The organism is Methyloceanibacter stevinii (assembly GCF_001723355.1).
Taxonomy (GTDB): domain Bacteria; phylum Pseudomonadota; class Alphaproteobacteria; order Rhizobiales; family Methyloligellaceae; genus Methyloceanibacter; species Methyloceanibacter stevinii.
In genome coordinates this window covers 174132-193560 of the sequence record NZ_LPWE01000014.1, presented here as the reverse complement: position 1 = coordinate 193560, position 19429 = coordinate 174132, and the positions used below count along the sequence as shown (strand labels likewise).

The following is a 19429-nucleotide window of genomic DNA, read 5'->3' as shown; positions in this document are numbered from 1 at the left end:
GAACCACTCTAACTGACCGCTATCATCAAAACATTGCATGCCGTCGTCAACGTGCGGTGCATGGTGATGTTCCAGGTCTCGGTGTCGGCCCTTGTCGGCCAGCGTCGGGATGGGGGCGACGTCCACTTTCCTCAAGCTGGCGTCTCCTTGGCGGTCAGAGAGTCTGCGCCCAAGACCATGGACAGGGCCTGAGGGCTGCATCGAAATTCGAACCGGGATCCGGTGGTGGGCTCCCCATCCAGCGTGACGTGGAGCGGGTTCGTTGTTTCGAGCGTGAAGCCGGGGACTTGCCGATAGTAGACGTGCTCGTTCTCGGGGTGGGCCGGATCACTTAGCTCATCCAGCAGAGTGCCGATCGACTCGGTAGCCGTATCGGTGATCAACGCAATATCGAGTAGGCCATCGGTCAGACTGGCCCGTGGGGCCACGTCAAACCCGCCGCCTGCGAAACGGCCGTTGCCGACCACCATGATCAAGAATCGCGTCTCGATCGTCTCGCCGCCCGGCAGCGTAAGTCGTCCCTCGTGGGGCTCCGCTTGGAACGCGCGTACGAGTCCCATGATGGAATAGGCCGTGCCGCCCAAGAGCTTTTTCATGTCCTGCGGCGTGGTCGCCGTGACCTGCGCCCCGAAGCCGAGGCTGGCCGTATTCACGAAATAGCGTCCGTTCACGTGTCCGACGTCGATCGCAGTCGCTTGGCCGACACAGGCGAGAGCAAGTGCTTCGGCCAGGTCGCCCGCGGGGATGCGGGCACTCTTCGCGAAGTCGTTCGCTGTACCGAGCGGCAAGAGCCCGAGCGATGCCTGTCCGCCCAAGCCTGCTCCCATTAGCGCATCGACCGCAGCGTTGAGGGTGCCGTCGCCGCCGGCCACAACGATCCGGCTGGCGCCCTCTTCGATCGCGCGGGGGATTGACTCCTTAAGCGCGTCGGGGCTCGGCGGCGTGCGGATATCAAGCGCGACGGATGAGCGCCGCACCTCTTCCACCGCAGCTGCCACATCCAGCCGGGAGAGGATCTCCTCGCGAGCCAGCAGGCATGCACCGGGACGTTCGATCGGCATTCAGGCGTACCTCCAGCGCACTCGGACAACTCCCCACGTTGATGCCAGCAGCCGCCCCAAGACCGAACAGCTGGTTTGCCAGGTTGTTCCAAGGTTCGAAACAGCCCGTCCAGCCGGGATCGTCCGTGTCCCCAGCGGCTGCCTTTCTGCCGTTTCCGAGCGGGACGGGGCTCGATCCGAAACAACATCTTGTTCGAAAGCGGTCGCCCCCGTTTTGCTATCTCTTCCCGCCAGACATCAGCCGCTATCTAGAAGTCCCTTTTTTCATCCCACATGGACCTATAAACGGAGGCCGATTTTGAGAAGGCGAGCGATCTAAGGTGCTCTGATTGGGCTCTTGTGTTTGGCCGGCATCGTGGGCGTAGTTTATCTGAAAGGTAACTACAAGAGTAATACAAGATCGGGACCGGGCGCGGCGCGGGATTCCGAAGCGTCCGTCGAGTATGTCTTCGGTAGATACTACGATGTGAAAGTATCAATCTACCTTATTCTCAGGCCGAAGATAGCAAGCGGCGGTGGTTTGGCGCTGGCCGATGGTAATCGCGTGCTCCTAACGACTGGAGACGGCGATTCCTATTTGCTCTTTGTTGACGAGGCGGACTACGGCTCAAGCCTCTCGACATAAAGCCGCCGCTGGACGTCAAGACCCACCGCAAGCTCAATCCAAAGGCCAAGAACAGGTGGTACCGAGTTACAGACATCATTTTGGATAAAGGGGACGGCGACGAGGATCTGCTCTACGCAGACACCACCCATTGGGATCGCGCGCGTAAGTGCTACACGCTGCGTCTGTCCGAAGCCAAGATCGACTTTGAGAACCCGTCTTCTGCCGATTGGACCGTGCGCTATGAGACGGACCCGTGCCTCAAGACGAGGCTGCCCAACGAAACCGGAGGGCGACCTCATGGTCGGCTCCAAGACGGGCGCCGGGAACGGGAAGTCGCTCTACCGGGTGAGGGTGAGAGAAGGCGGGGCGGTGGTCGTCGAAAGATTGGAATTAGGGGAGTGGATCGAAGATCTCGTGGAACTCCCGGACGGGCGGCTCGTGCTCTGGAACGGACGCAATACGATCCAAGTCGTCGAGGCCGGCAATCAAATCTTCTCCGCCTGCATCGGTTGCCATGCGGTCAGGAAAGAAGTCCATGGTGTTGGCCCGGACCTCGTGGGCGTCGTCGGCGGCAAGGTGGCAACGCACAAGAACTACGACTACTCCAAGGCGATGGCGCAGTTCGGGGGGACATGGACGCCGGAACGGCTCGACAAGTTTCTGACGGATCCACAAGCGACTGTTCCTGGAACCACCATGGACTTCGAAGGCATCGCCGATCCCGAGACCAGGCGCAAGATCGTCGAATATCTGGAAGAGATGACGCAGCACTGGAAAGACACAAAGCGGTGAAACGATCCAGGGCGGCGCCGGTAGAGTGTTGGTCTGCGCCAGATGGGGAATCGGGCTGAGTGAGAAGGATGGGTTCCGATGAGGGTGTATTGGCATCGCTTCGCGCTGGTTTTTGCCGTTGCGATTTCGTGTCTGACTTTGAGCGCTCCGGTGCAAGCCGGTTGCGTTCTCCTGTCAGGTACTGCTGACGGGTTCGACAAGCCGACGGCGGTCGGTCGCGCGCAAGCCGCGCTTGCCGAGGAGGTTAGGGACTACAAGGCGCAGAAGAGGCTTGGCGCCGTTACCGTGAGCGCCATGCGCGCGTCGCCGAATCCTTATTGGCGCACCAGCGTCAGCAACAACATGCTCTGCTTCAACGTCTGGTGCGGCATCTACAAGCCGGACATCGTGAAGAGGAGCTCCTACACAACATGCTGGTCGGGTGTGGTCTCACCCTATGTGTGCACGTCCGGGGCCAAACTCTGCTGGTAGATCGAAGACTTCGTCAGCCAGAATGGGCTCGGAGAACACGTGCGGATCGTGGATTTCATCCACGATCCGTATCCCGCAATGCTTGCTGCGGATGCGCTGCTCGTCTGTTCACGGAACGAGGCCTTCGGCCGCGTGGTGGTGGATGGCATGAAGCTTGGCCGGCCGGTTATCTATACGGCGAGCGGCGGGATACCCGAGATGATGCGCGATGGTGTGACCGGGCTTTCCTACACGCCCGGCAGTGTCGAGGAACTGGCGGACCGCATCGAAGAACTGGCGGACGATCCGGATCGCGCGGCTCGGATCGGCGTGGCAGCGAAGCAGCACGGCGACGTCAAGTTCGTCTGCAGCGGAGATCAGCTCCTAAGCATTCTGCGCGACCTGGCCTGCGCTGAGCCTGGAACCCGGCGTGTCTCTATGCCAAAACATGTCGTCACGGCTATCGTGCAGGGGCACGCTCAGTTGGAGCAGGAAGTCGCTGATCAGAAAGCTGAGATCCGGCATCAGCAAGACTCTCTCAAAGGGCTTCGCAAACAGTTGAAGCAAGCCAGCGCGTCTGAGGCGGACCTTCGCACAAGGCTGGAGGACATCACGGCGTCACGCAGCTACGCGCTGAGCTCGGCATTGCGCGTATCGCGAAGAAGCTTTGATCTCTATTTTCCCGGTGACCTCCATGTGAGCAGGGACTGTCCGCGTCCGACCCGAACTGGAAGCCGCAGGCTCCGCTCCGTGCCGGGAAGACCAGAGTCCCAGTCAAATTCAACATCTTACGGTTCGTTGTCAGAGAACCGTCATTGCCGTGCCCCATGATGTCGCCGGGACCACAAGGAGCAAGCAGATGGCGAAGTACCTGGCTATTCTCATCCATGGAAAGTACGGCGGCGAGGGGCGTTACGAATTCTCGGGGCCGGACGACCTCCTTGCTCAGGCGCCGTTTCAGGTCATGCGCGCGTTCATGGACAGCGCGGAGGGCACGCACGAAATCGGCCACATCGACTATGAGATCAATGCCGCCCTCAAGAACAAGGAGCACGGCATCGTAACGGTGATCGGTGAGATCCTATTCGAGGGCGTCGACCGTCAGCCGTTCATGTGCATGGTCTCTCGTGCCGATGCGGAGTGAGTTGCAGCTGGATCGCGGAGCGCGACATCTTTAGGTCTGCGTCGCTCCTCGTGTCCTCACCAGGATCCGCTGTGCTTGGCGGCTTCCGTCTCGATCGTGGTGGCTAGTCGCCTCGCGTCCTCATCGGTCCAGTTTTCCGGAGCGGTAACGGCATTCCAAGCCGATATGTAATCCCCCACCGCGTAGTCGTGGCCGTGTCCCGGCGGCACTTCCGCCGACAACATCATGTCGATCCCGACCTGCAGGGCAGTGATGATCGGATACCACCGCAGTAGCGGAGAGACGTCCTCGCCACGAGGCGGGGTCAACCATTCTGGTTGCCGGTAGAACATGCTCTCTTCAAAGAACACGATCGCGTCGCTCGGATACACCATGTAGACCATGCGCACCCTTCCCCAATCCGCGGGGGCCTCGCTCGCATCGCCTCCATGGCCGATCACGCGGAAATTGGCGCCACCCTCGAACACCGGCCGCCAAGAGGGCGACCCCTCGTCCCGGTCGCGCTGAATGGTGCGCCAGAGTCGATTGCGAAACGGCGGGCCGGACCAGACGGCGCCATCGAACGAATCCCCGAGCCAGGCATGCACCGGCGGCGAGGCTTCCGATCCGTGCGAGCCGAGGCTGAGGCCGAAGAGATAGAGTCTCGGCCGGCTGTCTTCGGGCAGAGTCTTCCAATAGCGGTAGATGGTCCTGAATACGGCGGCCGCGGAGTCCTGAGAGCGGCCCGGTTCGAGCACCAGCGAGAACGGGCTTTGCAGATAAGAATACTGAACGCCGACGGTCGCGATATCGCCGTCATGCATGTATTCGAGGGGCGCGATCCCGTTGTTGTCGACCCAGCCGGTCCCAGTCGGTGTCGCGATGACCAGGATGGACCTCGAGAACGCGCCCATACGAATCAGATCCGCCAGGGCCGCCTCGGCCTGCTCTTCAGGGGTATCAGCGGCGCGGAGTCCGGCATAGACGCGGATCGGCTCGAGCGCTTCGCGCCCGGTGAAGGCCTCGATGTCCGTCTTTCTCGGTCCTTCCGTGACGAACCGCTTGCCGGCGCGTCCGAGTTCCTGCCAGGCGATAGAAGAGCCGGGGCCGCCCGAGCGGGTGTCTTCCGTGGGCACGGCGGCCCCCGGCGGATCAGTCACGTCCACGAGAGCTGCCGCGCGATCGATCGCGCCGATCGTGGCGCTGACCAGCGTCCCGTTCACGATCGTGATCAGCAGCACGACAAAGATCACGGCGCCGAGCAAGCCGGCGATCCGCCGCGGCATCCAGCGGTAAACGACGGCCGACGCCTCCCGGACGCTGCGACCACCAGACGCCCCAAGAGGATCAGGAGCAGCGCCGCGACCGCCGCGACCGTGAACACCAGCAAAAGATTGGCTGTCTCGACGGGCGGCATGTTCAGCCGGGCCCGGACCTCGTCCTGCCAGGCGGCAGCCTGCGGAACGTAGATGACGGCAGCGATGGCGCAGGCGACGGCCATGACGATATTCGCCGCCCGCCGCCACGGCCGCGGCACTTCCGGCAGCTCGAGATAGCGCCACAGGACCACGCTGCCGTGCCCGATGGCATAGCCGATGGCAAAGGCCAAACCGCCGAGGAGCCCTTGAAAGATCGGCGGGCGCGGTACCAAGGATGGCGTGAACATCAGGCGAAAAAGATGACGCCGAGAAAGATCCCTACATAGGAAGGGAGCCACCAAGGGGCTGCCTCAGGCTCGGTCGGTGCGGAACGTGGGCTACTGATCATATTCTCCGAGTGGCAAGGCTGGCTGATCTACCCGACACTACCACCCAGAAATAGTTGAATGACAGCCGCATTCCCCACAACGGCTCGAGGCTCGCCGGTAGCTTTCGACTTGAATGCGGATGGGCTGCGGCAAGCTGCAAGAGCCGAGCGACCGGTCGATATCAGTGTCCCGAGAGGCTGGTGGAGAGGGAGGGATGCGAACCCTCGGAACGCCCACGCGCTCAACGGTTCTCGAGTTTTGCGTTCTCCGTCACAATGGTCACCGCGCCACCTTGCGCGTGAGTTCAGCCAACCTTCGCCGCGATCTCTTCTTGCAGCAGTTCGAGCCGCAGCCATTCTTCTTCCACGGCGGCAAGCTCCACCTGGGCTTTGCCCAACGCCTCGGTCGCGGCCGTAAAGGCCTCGCGGTCTTTCGTGTAGAGCTGCGGGTCGGCAAGGACTTGCTCCAGCCGGCGGATTTCTTCCGTCAGCTCGTCCATGCGCTTGGGCGCGGTCTTCAACAGATGCTGCTCTTTGGGGCTGAGGCGCTTGCGAGGTGCGGGCGGGGCCTTCGGCGGCGGCGATGTTTTCTCGCGGCTCTTCGCAGCGGGCTTCTCCTGTGTCGGCGTGCCCACGCCGGCCCCACGCTGCGCCACCATGTCCGTGTAGCCGCCGGCATATTCGATCCACTGTCCGTCCCCTTCGGAGGCGACGATCGAGGTGACGGTTCGGTCGAGAAAGTCACGGTCGTGGCTGACCAGCAGCACGGTTCCCGGATAGTCCGCCAGCAATTCCTGCAGCACGTCCAATGTCTCGAGATCGAGATCGTTGGTGGGTTCGTCGAGAACCAGAACGTTCGACGGGTGCGCCAGCGCCAAGGCAAGCATCAGCCTGCCGCGCTCACCGCCCGATAGTGCCTTGATGGGCGTGCGCGCCTGCTCCGGCTCGAACAGGAAGTCCTTCATGTAGCTAATGATGTGACGCTCTTCGCCGTTGATGATCACCGTGTCGCCGCTCCCGCCGGTCAAGGTCGCGGAGACGCTTTTCTCGGGGTCGAGCCGTTCGCGCTTTTGATCAAGGGTGGCCACTTCGAGATTCGTCCCGAATTTGACGCGACCTGCGTCCGGTTCCAGCGCTCCGGTGAAGATATTGATGAGTGTCGTCTTGCCGGCGCCGTTGGGGCCCACGAGACCAACCCGGTCGCCGCGGGCGATTTTGATGTTGAAGTCACGCACGAGAACCAGGTCGCCGTAGCGTTTCGAGACACCCCGCGCTTCGATCACTTTGCGCCCGGATTCGTTGGCCTCATGGGCGGACATTTTCACGTCGGCCTGCGTGCGATTACGCTTGGCGACCGTGCGCTCGCCACGCAGCGAGACCAGGTTCTCGAGGCGGCGCTGGTTGCGCTTTCGCCGGGCGCTGACGCCGTAGCGCAGCCAATGCTCCTCGCGGACAATCTTCCGGTCGAGCTTGTGACGCGCGGTCTCTTCTTCCTCGAGGATGCCGTCCCGCCATGCCTCGAAGGCGCCAAACCCCTGTTCGAGCCGCCGGGTGATGCCGCGATCGAGCCAGACTGTCGCTTGCGAGAGGTTTTCCAGAAAGCGCCGGTCATGGCTGATCAAGACCAACGCCGAACGGGGAGCCTTGAGCACCGCCTCCAGTTCCTCGATCGCCGCGACGTCAAGATGATTGGTCGGCTCGTCCAGCAGCACGATGTCGGGATCCGGGGCCAAGACTTGCGCCAATGCCGCGCGCCTTGTTTCACCGCCCGACAAATTTGCCGGCAGTTCATCGCCGGTCAGTCCGAGGCTCTCCAGAAGTTGCCGCGCGCGATGCGGATCATCGCCGGGGGCGAGCCCCGCTTCGACAAAGGCGCCCGTGGACGCATAGGCGGACAGATCGGGCTCTTGAGCTAGGTAGCGGATGGTGGCGCCCGGCTGAACGAAGCGGCTGCCGGCATAGGGCTCGATCATGCCGGCGGCGATCTTCAGGAGCGTCGATTTGCCTGAGCCATTGCGGCCCACCAAGCAAAGCCGTTCGCCTTGCCCGACCGACAAGACGGCACCGGACAGCAGAGGTTTGCTGCCGTAAGAGAGCGAGACGTCCTTGAGAAGAAGAAGGGGAGGCGAAGCCATGGCTCGTGCTAGCCCGTCTTTGCCTCAATGCCTAGACGGAAATCCATGAGGCGGCGACTTCGTTGGGCTGTTGGCCGGATCGGCAGCAAAGCCGATCTCAGCTAGCAAGAAGTCAGCTACCAAAGAGAAAGTGATAGGTCGCGAAAATAAGGATCAGCCCGGAGAAATAGACGACCGGGAAAAGCCACTGGGCCGTCTTGTCGACCCGCCGGGCAATCGAATCCCGATCGGCCCTGGAGAGGGACACCACCACTAGGCTCTCCAAGATCGTCAGGCACATGATGACGAAGGAGTACAGCACAACCGTATCGGTGAGCGTGAAGTACGATATGCGCGGCATGGTTCCGTCGATCAGGAACTGATACGCGACGATCGTAAGAATGCCGATGAACGAGACGTTCAACCGATCGGACAGGTCGTGGATATCCATCCAGAAGACCGCCCACATGAGTGACACCAGGATCACCATGGGCGTGAGCACCTTCCAGATGATGTTCATGGGGTCGCGTTTCAGCGTTATGGCGAGCTTGACCGCGGAAATCTCCGCGTCTTCGGCGTAGTACCGGTGCTTCGACATGAACGGCGTGACGTCGACGCCGACCAATTGCCACTGCGCGATATTCACCTTCTTGTTGGTTTTGGCATACTCCTCGCTGGCCCCCTGCATGCCCTTGTGAACATCGAGAACGACTTCGCGGCTCGTATCGCCAAACGCAATCATGTCCGCTTCCAGAACCTGCACATCGAAGGGATACGAGTGCAGATTCATGGGCGTCTCGAGCGTCACGTTGCGTTGCTCCTTGGAGACGACCCGGCCGTCGGAAAACACCTCGATCTGTATGGCGTTGAGATCGCCCGACCCGATTTCATTGAGAAAAATCAATGACGGCCACCAGCCGCCGAACACTTCGTCGAACTGGAAGCCACCCTGAAACAGTTTGCGGTCGCTGCCATATTCGTTCGCGTCGAAGGCGAGACGTGGGTCCGTCCATTCCGCCAGAACAATCAGCTCGGCCTGGAAGGTTTCGTCCATCTCGTCCAAGTCGACGATATCCGCCAAGAAAATGCCGACCTTGACGACGGTCGGAGAGGCGGGCGGATTGGGCATGCCGGCATCCATGGCGAAGGCCGGAGTGGGGCCGAGAAGCAACAACACCCAGAGGAGCACTGGTCTGAACATTGCGCGGGCGGCATGTCTCATGGATCTACCTTTGCTGAGCGCACCACGCGCAAGTCGGCAGGGATTTCTCAGGCGCTCAACGGGCATCCTGAGGTCTGGGGCGGCGGGCTGGAATCAGTTCCGACATCGTAAGGGCCCGCTTTAGCCCATTGTCGCGGAGCGGTTCAACACCCGAGAATTTCCAACCTGGCCTGTGATGGCCTTGGCCGGTCGGTGTTACCTGTCCGCTTCTGACCTGCAGCAGGCTGCCGCGGCCGCAGACATCGAAAGCGGCTGTCCGCTGTGCTAAAGCTCCGGACCTTGGAAGTGCGAATCCGAACCGGGCATTAAGGGCTCGTTGGGGTGCCGGCGGCCACTTGGCGGAAGTATGACGCAAACAATGAAGACTTGGCTCGTGAGGGCCGCGATTGCCGCGCTGATCGCTGGCGCCGCTTACTTTCTCTGGCAAACCCTGCGCTCGGACGGCCCGCCCGAAGGCTTCGCCGTGGGCAATGGCCGCATCGAGGCGACGGAAATCGACGTCGCCACCAAGATCGCCGGCCGGGTCGAGAAGATCGAAGTCCGCGAAGGTGACTTTGTCGACGCGGGCCAGGTTCTCGCGGTGATGGATACGGAGGCGCTGGACGCGCAGCTCCGCGAGGCGGACGCTGAACTCCGGCGCGCAAAGGTCGGGGTCAAGACCGCCGAAAGCCAAGTGTCCCAGCGCGAAGCGGAGAAGGCGGCCGCCGAGGCCTCGGTGGCGCAGCGCGAGGCCGAGCTGGATGCGGCGGACAAGCGTCTGGCGCGCGCCGAGGAACTGGTCCCGAAAGGGGCCACCTCGGTCCAGGTTCTCGATGACCGCCGGGCGGCGTTCGCAGGGGGCAAGGCAGCAGTCGCGGCGGCCAAGGCGCAAGTGTCTGCGGCGGAGGCGGCGATCGGGCTTGCCCAATCGCAGGTCATCAGTGCCCATGCGGCCGTTGATGCGACGCAAGCCACGATCGAACGCATCGAGGCGGATATCGACGACAGCACACTGCGCTCGCCACGCTACGGCCGTGTGCAGTATCGCGTCGCCGAGCCCGGCGAGGTGCTGGCGGCGGGTGGCACGGTGGTCAATCTCATCGACCTCCGGGACGTCTACATGACGCTGTTCCTGCCCACAATCGACGCGGGCCGGGTGAAGCTGGGCGCAGAAGCGCGGGTCATCCTCGATGCCGCCCCGCAATATGTCGTGCCCGCGAACGTGTCCTTCGTGGCCGACGTGGCGCAGTTCACGCCGAAGACGGTGGAGACGGAAGAAGAGCGGCTGAAGCTGATGTTCCGCATCAAGACGCGCATCGATCCGGCGCTCCTCGAGAAGCATGTCCGCGACGTCAAAACCGGGCTTCCTGGCATCGCTTATGTTCAGCTCGACCCGGATATCCCCTGGCCCGACAATCTGAAGGTGCGGCTCCCGGAATGAGCGCGCCGTCCCCTCACGCCGATGTGCCGGGGACAGCGGCTGCTCCCGTGGTCCGCTTGCGGGGCGTGCGGTTGCGCTACGGCAAGACGCAAGCGCTCGCCGGGATCGACGTCGACCTTCCTGCCGGTATCATGATCGGCCTACTCGGCCCCGATGGCATCGGCAAGTCGAGCCTGTTGTCGCTCATTGCCGGGGCGCGTGCGATCCAGGAAGGGAAGGTGGAGGTGCTCGGCGGCAGCATGGCCAAGGCCGGCCATCGGCGCGCGTCTGCCCCGCGCATTGCCTATATGCCGCAAGGACTCGGCAAGAACCTCTACCCGACCTTGTCCGTCGCCGAGAATATCGACTTCTTCGCCGCGCTGTTCGGGCACGATCGCGCCGAACGGGAGCGGCGCATCGCCCTGCTCACCGAAAGCACGGGGCTTGCCCCCTTTGTCGACAGGCCTGCCGGCAAACTCTCCGGCGGCATGAAGCAGAAGCTCGGCCTGTGTTGCGCGCTCGTGCACGACCCAGACCTTCTGATCCTCGACGAGCCGACCACCGGCGTCGATCCGCTGTCGCGCCGGCAGTTCTGGCGCATGATCGACGACATTCGCCGCGACCGGCCGGGGATGAGCGTCGTGGTCGCCACCGCCTATATGGAAGAAGCGGCACGCTTCGATTGGCTGGTGGCAATGGACGCAGGGACCGTGCTCGCCACGGGCACGCCGGAGGAGCTCGTCGCCCGCACCGACACTACTTCGTTGGAAGCGGCGTTCATTGCGCTTCTGCCCGAGGAAAAGCGGCGCGCGCACAAGCCCGTCTCGATCCCGCCGCGCCCTTCCGACGATCACGCGACGGCGATCGAGGCCAAGGGGCTGACGAAACGGTTTGGCGACTTCACCGCCGTCGATCACGTGAGCTTCGAGATTCAGCGCAGCGAGATTTTCGGTTTTCTCGGCTCGAACGGCTGCGGCAAAACCACGACCATGAAAATGCTGACGGGCTTGCTGCCGCCAAGCGAGGGCCAGGCTTGGCTGTTCGGCCATAGCTTGGACCCGCACGACCTCGCCACGCGCGCCCGCGTCGGCTACATGTCGCAATCCTTCTCGCTCTACACGGAGCTTACGGTTCGGCAAAACCTGGAGCTGCACGCACGGCTTTTCGAGGTGCCGGAAGAGGAGATTCCCGCCCGCGTCCAGGAGATGGTGGAGCGTTTTGCACTCGCCGGCGTGATCGATGCCTATCCGGCCGCGCTGCCGCTCGGGCACCGCCAGCGCCTGTCGCTCGCCGTGGCCATGATCCACAAGCCGGAAATGTTGATCCTCGACGAACCGACCTCGGGCGTCGATCCGATCGCCCGGGATGCCTTCTGGCAGATGCTGGTTGATCTCTCGCGCCGTGACGGCGTGACCATCTTCATCTCCACGCACTTCATGAACGAGGCGGCGCGCTGCGACCGCATCTCCCTGATGCATGCGGGCAAGGTGTTGATCACCGAGGCGCCGGACGAACTCGTCCGGACGTGCGGCGTCGAGACCCTGGAGGACGCCTTCATCCACTATCTCGAAGAAGCTGTCGCCGGCGAGGCGGCGGACGAGAAGGCCGAGGCGGAAGCCGAGAAGGCCTTGGCGGAGACCATGCGCGCGCCCGAACCAAAGCCACGGACCGGGTTCTGGAGCGGCCATATCAATCTGCGCCGTCTGCTGAGCTATACGAAACGCGAAGGGCTCGAGCTGCGCCGCGACCCGATCCGGCTGACGTTGGCGATGATCGGCAGCGCCATTCTCATGCTGGTGATGGGGTACGGGATCAATCTCGATGTGGAGGATTTGACTTTCGCCGTGCTCGATCGCGACCAGACCGCCATCAGCCAGGACTATGCCTTCAATCTCACCGGCTCGCGCTACTTCGTCGAGAAGCCGCCCATCGTCAGCTATGAAGATTTGGATAGGCGAATGCGTTCCGGCGAGCTCAGTCTTGCCATCGAGATTCCGCCAAACTTCGCCCGGGATATCGCGCGGGGGCGCGACGTGTCCGTGGCGGCCTGGCTCGACGGCGCATGCCCACCCGCGGTGAAACCGCACGCGGCTACGTGGAAGGCATGCACGTGCTGTGGCTTGCGGAGAAAGCCCGCCAGGCCGGCGCGGAGGGCGCCCTTTCGCAGCTGGCCAATGAGATCCGCTTCCGCTACAATCCGGGTCCGCAGCGTGGTGGCCATGGTGCCGGGAATCATTCCGCTTCTGCTGATGCTGATCCCTTCCATGCTGACGGCGCTCAGCGTCGTGCGCGAGAAGGAACTCGGCTCCATCGTCAATTTCTACGTGACGCCGACGACGCGGCTCGAATTCCTGATCGGCAAGCAGATTCCCTACGTCGTGCTCGCCATGCTCAGCTTCTTCGTGCTGATCATCCTGGCTGTGACGGTTTTCGGCGTCCCCCTCAAGGGAAGCCTCCTGACCCTCCTCGGCGGAGGGCTGCTCTATGCCGGTGCGGCGACCGGTTTGGGTCTGCTCATCTCCACCTTCATGCGGAGCCAGATCGCCGCGATCTTCGGGACTGCGGTGCTCACGCTCCTGCCGGCGGTGAGCTTCTCGGGAATGATCGATCCGGTGTCGTCGCTCGAAGGGCTCGGACGCGTCATCGGCGAGGTCTACCCGACCTCGCATTTTCTGACCATCTCGCGCGGCGTGTTCTCCAAGGCTCTGGGCTTCTCCGATCTGCACGCGCCGTTCCTTGCGCTGGCGGTTGCGAGCCCGGTGCTGCTCACAGCGGCGGCCATGCTGCTCAAGAAGCAGGAGCGCTGATTATGCGGCTGGGTCACATTTGGGTTCTCGGCATCAAGGAACTGCGCAGCCTCGCACGCGATCGGGGCATGCTGGTCCTTATCGTCTATGCCTTTACGCTCGCCGTGTACGCATCGGCCACGGCCATCCCGGAGACCCTCCACCGCGCGCAGATCGCGATCGTCGACGAGGACCACTCGCCCCTGTCTAACCGCATCGTCTCTGCGTTCTACCCGCCGTACTTCAAGACGCCGGCGCTCATCACCCATGCCGAGATGGATGCGCGGCTCGACGCCGGGCTCGACACGTTCGCGCTCGATATCCCCCCGAACTTCCAGCGCGACGTACTGGCGGGGCACGGCGCCACCGTCCAACTCAACGTTGATGCCACGCGCATGAGCCAAGCGTTCACGGGCAGCAACTACGTCAATACGATCGTCAGCGACGAGGTGCGCGCCTTCGTCGCGCACTATCGCGAGACCTACGAGCCGCCCGTCGGGCTAACCTTGCGGGCCCGCTTCAATCCGGAGCTGACCCAATCCTGGTTCGGCGCGATCATGGAGATCATCGACAACATCACGATGCTGGCGATCGTGTTGACCGGCGCGGCGCTCATTCGCGAGCGCGAGCACGGCACGGTCGAGCATCTCCTCGTCATGCCCGTCACCCCGTTCGAGATCATGGCGAGCAAGGTCTGGGCGATGGGCGCCGTGGTGCTGACGGCCTGCGCCGTAGCGCTCATCTTCGTCGTGCAAGGCATGCTCGACGTGCCCCTTCAGGGCTCGCTGAGCTTGTTCCTCGTGGGTGCGGCGTTGCAACTTTTCGCAACCACGTCTCTGGGAATTTTGCTCGCGACCTTTGCGCGTTCGATGCCCCAGTTCGGTCTGCTGCTGATCCTCGTCCTGTTGCCGCTGCAAATGCTCTCCGGCGGGGTGACGCCGCGCGAAAGCATGCCTGAAGGGATTCAGACGCTGATGTTCGTTGCCCCCAACACCCACTTCGTGCTGGCGGCCCAGGCGATCCTCTTCCGCGGGGCCGGTCTCGATGTGGTCTGGCCGCAGTTCCTCGCGCTCGCGGGGATCGGGCTCGTCATGTTCGGCATATCGTTGCGGCGGTTCCGCGCCAAGCTTGGCACCATGGTCTAGATCGGCCGAGCGCTAGTCATTCCCCTTCAGGAGGCGCTCGACCTCATCTCGTGCCGGCAGAGACGGTTGAGCGCCGTTTCGTTGGGTTGCTGCCGCACCGGCGGCACAGGCAAAGCCAGGGCTTCGGCGTATGGCTGCCCCTCGACCAGAGCGAGGGTCAATGCGGCGGTGAAAGCATCCCCCGCACCGGTGGTATCGACGGCCTTCACCGTTGGCGATGCGGCCCGAGCCACTTGTTCACGCCCGCGATAAAGCGCAGCGCCCGAGGCGCCAGATGTCTTTGCCACCATGCCGCCTCGTAACGAGAGGCTGTCGCCATACCAAGCCGCTTCCGACTCGTTGACGACGATCAGGTCGGCATCCCGCAGCACAACCTCGTCGACCTCGGAGGCGGTGGCCAAGGTGACGCATGTGAAGCCGTCGAAGGTCTCTATTGCCCGTGCCACGGCATCCCGAGGCGCCAGGTGCTCTCCAATGAGGGCATCGACGGCGGGAACTTGAAGGCTCTCGGACATGAGGCGCAGGTTCGCTCCGGGCGCCACGACGATTTGGTTTTCTCCGCTTGCGGCAACCGCGATCAGGGCAACGCCGGTTGCGGCGTCGGGTACGGCGACCACGCCAGCGAGATCGACCCCGTTCTCGCGCAAGAGTGCCAAAGCCGTATCCGCCTCGGCGTCGCTGCCCACGCGTCCCATGAGGGACACGTCCGCGCCAAGACGGCGTGCGGCCAACGCTTGATTGGCCCCGCCACCACCCGGATGATGCGTTAGCAGCGCGTCCGTTACTTTTGCGCCGGGCGTGGGTAGGCGCGAAGCGCTCGCGACAATGTCGAGGTTGATGGAGCCGACGACGACAACAGACGCCATAGCTCAACTCCCAGAGAATAGCGTGTCGATGCGGCCCCTACCTTAAAGCGGCGAGTTCCGCTTCGGCGCGATCGAGGACGGGTTTCATACGGTCAACCTATCGGCCCAAAGCATAACGGAAACTGAAAGCGAAGCCCTATTTGCCGAACGGGTCGGCAATGTTCTCGGAAGAGCCGGCCGTTCGGGCCATACGAGTGATCCGGATCGGGGTGCTTTCCGTAGTGGGCATACGGACAAACGCCCCGGGACCGCTCCATGACCTATGCTCTTGCCTATGTGGCAACCGCGCTCACTTTTCTCGTGCTTGACTTCATCTGGCTGGGATATGTCGCCAAGCCTCTCTACCAGCAGGAGATTGGCCCGCTTCTTCTCGAGAAGTTCAATGTGGCTGCGGCGGTCGGGTTCTATTTGGTCTTCATCGCAGGTGTGGTCATCTTCGCGGTGGCTCCCGCGCTTCAGGGCGGTACGTGGAGAACGGCGTTGCTCTACGGCGCCCTGTTCGGCTTCTTCGCTTACGCCACCTATGACATGACCAATCTGGCCACGCTGCAAGGCTGGAGCCCGACCGTCACGGTTGTCGATATCGCCTGGGGCACGTTCCTCACGGGCACGGCCGCCGTTGCCGGCTATAGCGTCACGCGGACGCTTGCCGGCGCATAAGGAGCCTGCGGCGGCGTCCGAGACGGTGTCGCACAATCTACCCCCCTGCAGGTGATCCATTCTTTCGATCGGTCCGTAACGGTTCCAGTGCTGCCGTCAATCAAGGTGACCATGGCTCCTCTCAATATCGCAGTTGTCGGATCGGGGATTTCAGGACTCTCCGCTGCCTGGCTGCTTTCCAAACATCACAAGGTCACCCTGTACGAGCAGGATCATCGGCTCGGCGGCCATACCCACACGACGACCGCCTTGACTGCGGATGGACCGGTGGCAGTCGATACGGGGTTCATCGTCTACAACGAACTGAACTACCCGAACCTGACCGCACTCTTTGCTCATCTTGGTGTCCGCACCGAGCCCACCGAGATGACTTTCGCCGTCTCTGCGAACGACGGCGCCTTCGAGTATGCCGGCAGCGGCCCAGGACTATTCGGCCAGCTCTCCAATCTCGCAAACCCGCGCCAATGGCGCCTCGTCTCCGATCTCTTCCGGTTCTTCCGCACGGCGCAACGCGCGCTGGAACGCTATCCGGAGGGGCTATCGTTGGGCGCATTCCTGCAGGCCGAGAACTATTCCGACGCCTTCATCGAGGACCATATTCTGCCCATGGGGGCCGCGATCTGGTCGACGCCGATGGCGGGCATGCTGGACTTTCCTGCGGCGACTTTCATCAACTTCTACGCCAATCACGGCATGTTGCAGGCGGCCGGCCGCCCTGCTTGGAGGGCCGTTGCGGGTGGAAGCAAGAACTACGTTGACCGCCTGCTCGACGACGGCGACTTCGAAACCGCCGTCGGCTCCCCGGTCCGGCGGATAGGCCGCGCCCGCTCCTGCGTCCACGTCGAGGATGCGCGAGGCATCGTCCGAATGTTCGACCACGTCGTGATTGCGACGCATGCGGATCAAGCGCTAAAATTGCTGGCTGTCCCGACTCCAAAGGAGCAGGAGCTTCTTGGCATGTTCGCCTATGAACGCAATCATGCGGTACTCCACCGCGATCCGCGGTTCATGCCGCGCCGCCGCCGGCTCTGGCAGAGCTGGAACTACATCAAACGCGGGCATGGCTTGGAGTCCGAGCTGTGCGTTTCGTACTGGATGAATAGCTTGCAGAACCTGCCGACGAAGACGGACCTGTTCGTGACCCTGAACCCGCCCTGGGACATTCACCCCAAGGCGATCGACTTGGAGGTCGACTACGACCACCCGGTGTTCGACGCACACGCCATCGCCGCGCAGCGCCGCCTCTGGTCGATGCAGGGCAAGGACCGTACCTGGTTCTGCGGCAGCTATTTCGGCTACGGCTTCCATGAGGACGGGCTGCAGAGCGGGCTCGCGGTCGCCGAACAGCTCGGCGGCGTGCGGCGGCCATGGTCGGTGTCCGGCGAGTCGGACCGCATACACATCACACACGATGCAGGCGCTGTCGGCACCGTGCCCCTCGTGGCGGCGGAATGATGTCTGCGTCGGCGCTCTATAACGGGGTCGTGGTGCACAAGCGTGTGCGCCCGGTTCAGCATGCGCTCCGCTATCACGTCTTTTCGCTTCTGATCGATTGCGACGAGCTTCCCGATCTCGATCGGCGCTTGCGTCTCTTCTCCTACAATCGCTTCAATGTCTGCAGCCTGCACGACGCCAATCATGGCGACGGGACGCCCATTGCGGTGTATCTGCGGGGCCTTGGGGACCAGAGCGGCGTGACGGGGATCGAGCGTTTCCTGATGCTCTGCTATCCGCGCGTGCTGGGCTACGGCTTCAACCCGGTAACGGTCTATTTCGGCCTGAATGCGTCCGGCACGCCGGCGCTCATCGTGTACGAGGTGAACAACACGTTCGGGGAGCGGCAGACCTACGTGGTGCCGGTGCGGCCCGGCGGCGGCGAAACGCTGCATCAAAGCTGCGGAAAGACGTTCTACGTCTCGCCCTTCAACAGCGTCGACGGGCGGTACAGTTTTCACGTCACGCCGCTTGAAGACGAGATCACGATCGGCATTGCGCTTCACACGGAGGAGGGGCCGTTGCTGAAGGCCTTCTTCCGTGGAGAGCGCACGGCACTGACCGACGCAACACTCGCGGCTGCCTTGGCACGAACCGGCTGGCTTTCGGTCAAGGTCATGGCCGCCATTCACTATGAAGCACTCAAGCTTTGGTTCAAGGGATTGCGGCTCGTTGAGCGGCCGCGGCGCCCCAAGTCCGCGATCGCCTATTCGCCAGTACCGGGAGAGCACGGAGAGCAATGACGGACACTTCGATTGCCGCCGGCCGGGCGCCCTTGGCGCTCGACCTTTTGACCCGCCTCGTCGTTGGCATCGGCGGGCGTCTGCTGACTTGGCAGCCCATCGGCTCGCTTTCGATCGTACTGCCAAACGGTCAGCGCGTGCGCTTCGGCAACGAACGTCCGCATGACGCCGTTCTTACCCTCAAGAATTACCGGGTCTTGAGAAAGGCGTTTCGGCGGGGTGCGCTCGGCTTTGCCGAGTCGTACATGGACGGCGACGTTGACTGCTCCGATCTTGTCGGCCTGTTCCGCTTTGTGTTGCGGAACCAGGCGGCGCTCAACGATTCGGGGCGCTCCTTGTTCAGCGCGAGTGTCTTGGATCGGATTGGGCACTTTCAGCGTCGCAACACACGGCAGGGGAGCCGCCGCAACATCACCGAGCACTACGATTTGGGCAATGCCTTCTTCGAGGCGTGGCTCGACAAGGATCTGCTCTACTCGAGCGCGCTGTACGAGGACGGCGCCACGACGCTCGAAGCCGCGCAGAAAGCCAAGCTGCGCGCCATTCTGGACTCGCTTCGTCTGGAGCCCGGCATGAGCATGCTGGAGATCGGCGCTGGTTGGGGCGCTTTGGCGCTTGCCGCCGCCCGCGATCACGGCGTCTCGGTGCGCGGCATCACCTTGTCTCACGAGCAATTGGCCCACGCCCGGGCTCGCGCCCAACGCGAAGGGCTCGACGAACAGGTGCGCTTCGACCTGGAAGACTATCGCGACGTGACCGGCCAGTACGACCGGATCGTCTCTGTCGAGATGATCGAGGCCGTCGGGGAACAGAATTGGCCGCGCTATTTCCGGACGCTGCACGATCGTCTCAAGCCGGGAGGTATCGCCACACTGCAAGCGATCACGATCGGCGAGGAGCATTTCGAGACCTATCAGCGCCAGCCGGACTTCATTCAACGCTATATCTTTCCGGGCGGCATGCTGCCGACCAAGAGCATCCTCGCCGAGCAGGCCCGGGCCGCCGGTTTCCGCTATGAGCCGGTCCTTGCATTCGGTCCATCCTATGCACGTACGCTGGCGGAATGGCGCGTGCGCTTCGAGGCGGCCTGGCCCGAAATCGAAGAGCTCGGTTTCGACGAGCGGTTTCGCCGCAAGTGGCTCTATTACCTTGCGTATTGCGAGGCCGGCTTCCTGGAGGGATCGATCGACGTGGGCCTCTATCGCCTGATACGCGACTGAA

16 protein-coding genes and 1 pseudogene are annotated in these 19429 nt (G+C 62.9%); 11 read left to right on the top strand and 6 right to left on the bottom strand.

The window, feature by feature from the left end; all coding sequences use genetic code 11:
* Nucleotides 1-131: 131 nt before the first annotated feature.
* A complete protein-coding gene (locus AUC70_RS15715) occupies nucleotides 132-1061 on the bottom strand; it encodes a YegS/Rv2252/BmrU family lipid kinase (RefSeq protein ID WP_083241660.1) in 930 nt (309 codons plus the stop codon).
* A 904-nt stretch (nucleotides 1062-1965) separates the two neighbouring features.
* Between AUC70_RS15715 and AUC70_RS15705 the strand changes: the two genes are divergently transcribed.
* From AUC70_RS15705 to AUC70_RS15690, 4 genes are all read left to right on the top strand, one after another.
* On the top strand, nucleotides 1966-2460 hold the full coding sequence (locus AUC70_RS15705; protein WP_069445711.1) for a c-type cytochrome: 495 nt from the start codon (nucleotides 1966-1968) through the stop codon (nucleotides 2458-2460).
* A gap of 78 nt (nucleotides 2461-2538) precedes the next feature.
* On the top strand, nucleotides 2539-2931 hold the full coding sequence (locus AUC70_RS15700; protein WP_141702172.1) for a hypothetical protein: 393 nt from the start codon (nucleotides 2539-2541) through the stop codon (nucleotides 2929-2931).
* A complete protein-coding gene (locus AUC70_RS15695; protein ID WP_083241658.1) occupies nucleotides 2932-3741 on the top strand; it encodes a glycosyltransferase in 810 nt (269 codons plus the stop codon).
* A 28-nt stretch (nucleotides 3742-3769) separates the two neighbouring features.
* A complete protein-coding gene (locus AUC70_RS15690) occupies nucleotides 3770-4054 on the top strand; it encodes a hypothetical protein (protein WP_069445708.1) in 285 nt (94 codons plus the stop codon).
* A gap of 56 nt (nucleotides 4055-4110) precedes the next feature.
* Here the strand turns inward: AUC70_RS15690 and AUC70_RS15685 are convergent, their stop codons facing one another.
* The 4 genes and pseudogenes from AUC70_RS15685 to AUC70_RS15675 all read right to left on the bottom strand — a co-directional run bounded on the left by AUC70_RS15685 (nucleotide 4111) and on the right by AUC70_RS15675 (nucleotide 9115).
* Nucleotides 4111-5025 carry an alpha/beta-hydrolase family protein gene (locus tag AUC70_RS15685; RefSeq protein ID WP_280138268.1) on the bottom strand — a complete coding sequence of 305 codons (915 nt, stop codon included), beginning with the start codon at nucleotides 5023-5025 and terminating at the stop codon, nucleotides 4111-4113.
* Between the two features lie 108 nt (nucleotides 5026-5133).
* Nucleotides 5134-5699: pseudogene (locus tag AUC70_RS16525) on the bottom strand (alpha/beta-hydrolase N-terminal domain-containing protein); the annotation flags it as partial.
* Nucleotides 5700-6084: 385 nt separating this feature from the next.
* Nucleotides 6085-7914: an ABC-F family ATP-binding cassette domain-containing protein gene (locus AUC70_RS15680; protein WP_069445707.1), complete on the bottom strand. Its 1830-nt coding sequence runs from the start codon at nucleotides 7912-7914 to the stop codon at nucleotides 6085-6087.
* 112 nt (nucleotides 7915-8026) lie between these two features.
* The gene (locus AUC70_RS15675) at nucleotides 8027-9115 is read right to left on the bottom strand and encodes a ligand-gated ion channel (protein WP_069445706.1); all 1089 of its coding nucleotides are present in this window, start codon (nucleotides 9113-9115) and stop codon (nucleotides 8027-8029) included.
* Between the two features lie 358 nt (nucleotides 9116-9473).
* On the opposite strand from AUC70_RS15675, the gene AUC70_RS15670 reads away from it, so the two are divergent.
* Genes AUC70_RS15670 through AUC70_RS15660 form a run of 3 tightly spaced genes read left to right on the top strand, consistent with a single transcriptional unit; the run spans nucleotide 9474 to nucleotide 14445 of the window.
* Entirely contained in the window at nucleotides 9474-10535 is a 1062-nt protein-coding gene (locus AUC70_RS15670; RefSeq protein WP_244505666.1) for an HlyD family secretion protein, read from the top strand.
* Nucleotides 10532-13321 carry a ribosome-associated ATPase/putative transporter RbbA gene (gene rbbA, locus AUC70_RS15665; protein ID WP_244505665.1) on the top strand — a complete coding sequence of 930 codons (2790 nt, stop codon included), beginning with the start codon at nucleotides 10532-10534 and terminating at the stop codon, nucleotides 13319-13321. Before AUC70_RS15670 ends, rbbA begins: the two co-directional genes overlap by 4 nt.
* 2 nt (nucleotides 13322-13323) lie before the next feature.
* Nucleotides 13324-14445: an ABC transporter permease gene (locus AUC70_RS15660; RefSeq protein ID WP_069445704.1), complete on the top strand. Its 1122-nt coding sequence runs from the start codon at nucleotides 13324-13326 to the stop codon at nucleotides 14443-14445.
* A 26-nt stretch (nucleotides 14446-14471) separates the two neighbouring features.
* On the opposite strand, the gene AUC70_RS15655 is transcribed toward AUC70_RS15660, so the two are convergent.
* Nucleotides 14472-15311, bottom strand: coding sequence for a PfkB family carbohydrate kinase (locus tag AUC70_RS15655; RefSeq protein ID WP_206599415.1), 840 nt, complete (start codon nucleotides 15309-15311; stop codon nucleotides 14472-14474).
* 255 nt (nucleotides 15312-15566) lie between these two features.
* On the opposite strand from AUC70_RS15655, the gene AUC70_RS15650 reads away from it, so the two are divergent.
* The 4 genes from AUC70_RS15650 to AUC70_RS15635 all read left to right on the top strand — a co-directional run bounded on the left by AUC70_RS15650 (nucleotide 15567) and on the right by AUC70_RS15635 (nucleotide 19428).
* Nucleotides 15567-15971, top strand: coding sequence for a DUF2177 family protein (locus AUC70_RS15650; RefSeq protein ID WP_069445703.1), 405 nt, complete (start codon nucleotides 15567-15569; stop codon nucleotides 15969-15971).
* A gap of 111 nt (nucleotides 15972-16082) precedes the next feature.
* On the top strand, nucleotides 16083-17426 hold the full coding sequence (locus tag AUC70_RS15645) for an NAD(P)/FAD-dependent oxidoreductase (protein ID WP_069445764.1): 1344 nt from the start codon (nucleotides 16083-16085) through the stop codon (nucleotides 17424-17426).
* Nucleotides 17423-18208 carry a DUF1365 domain-containing protein gene (locus tag AUC70_RS15640; RefSeq protein WP_069445702.1) on the top strand — a complete coding sequence of 262 codons (786 nt, stop codon included), beginning with the start codon at nucleotides 17423-17425 and terminating at the stop codon, nucleotides 18206-18208. The genes AUC70_RS15645 and AUC70_RS15640 overlap by 4 nt, the downstream gene beginning before the upstream one ends.
* Nucleotides 18205-19428: an SAM-dependent methyltransferase gene (locus AUC70_RS15635; protein WP_069445701.1), complete on the top strand. Its 1224-nt coding sequence runs from the start codon at nucleotides 18205-18207 to the stop codon at nucleotides 19426-19428. Before AUC70_RS15640 ends, AUC70_RS15635 begins: the two co-directional genes overlap by 4 nt.
* Nucleotide 19429 lies beyond the last annotated feature (1 nt).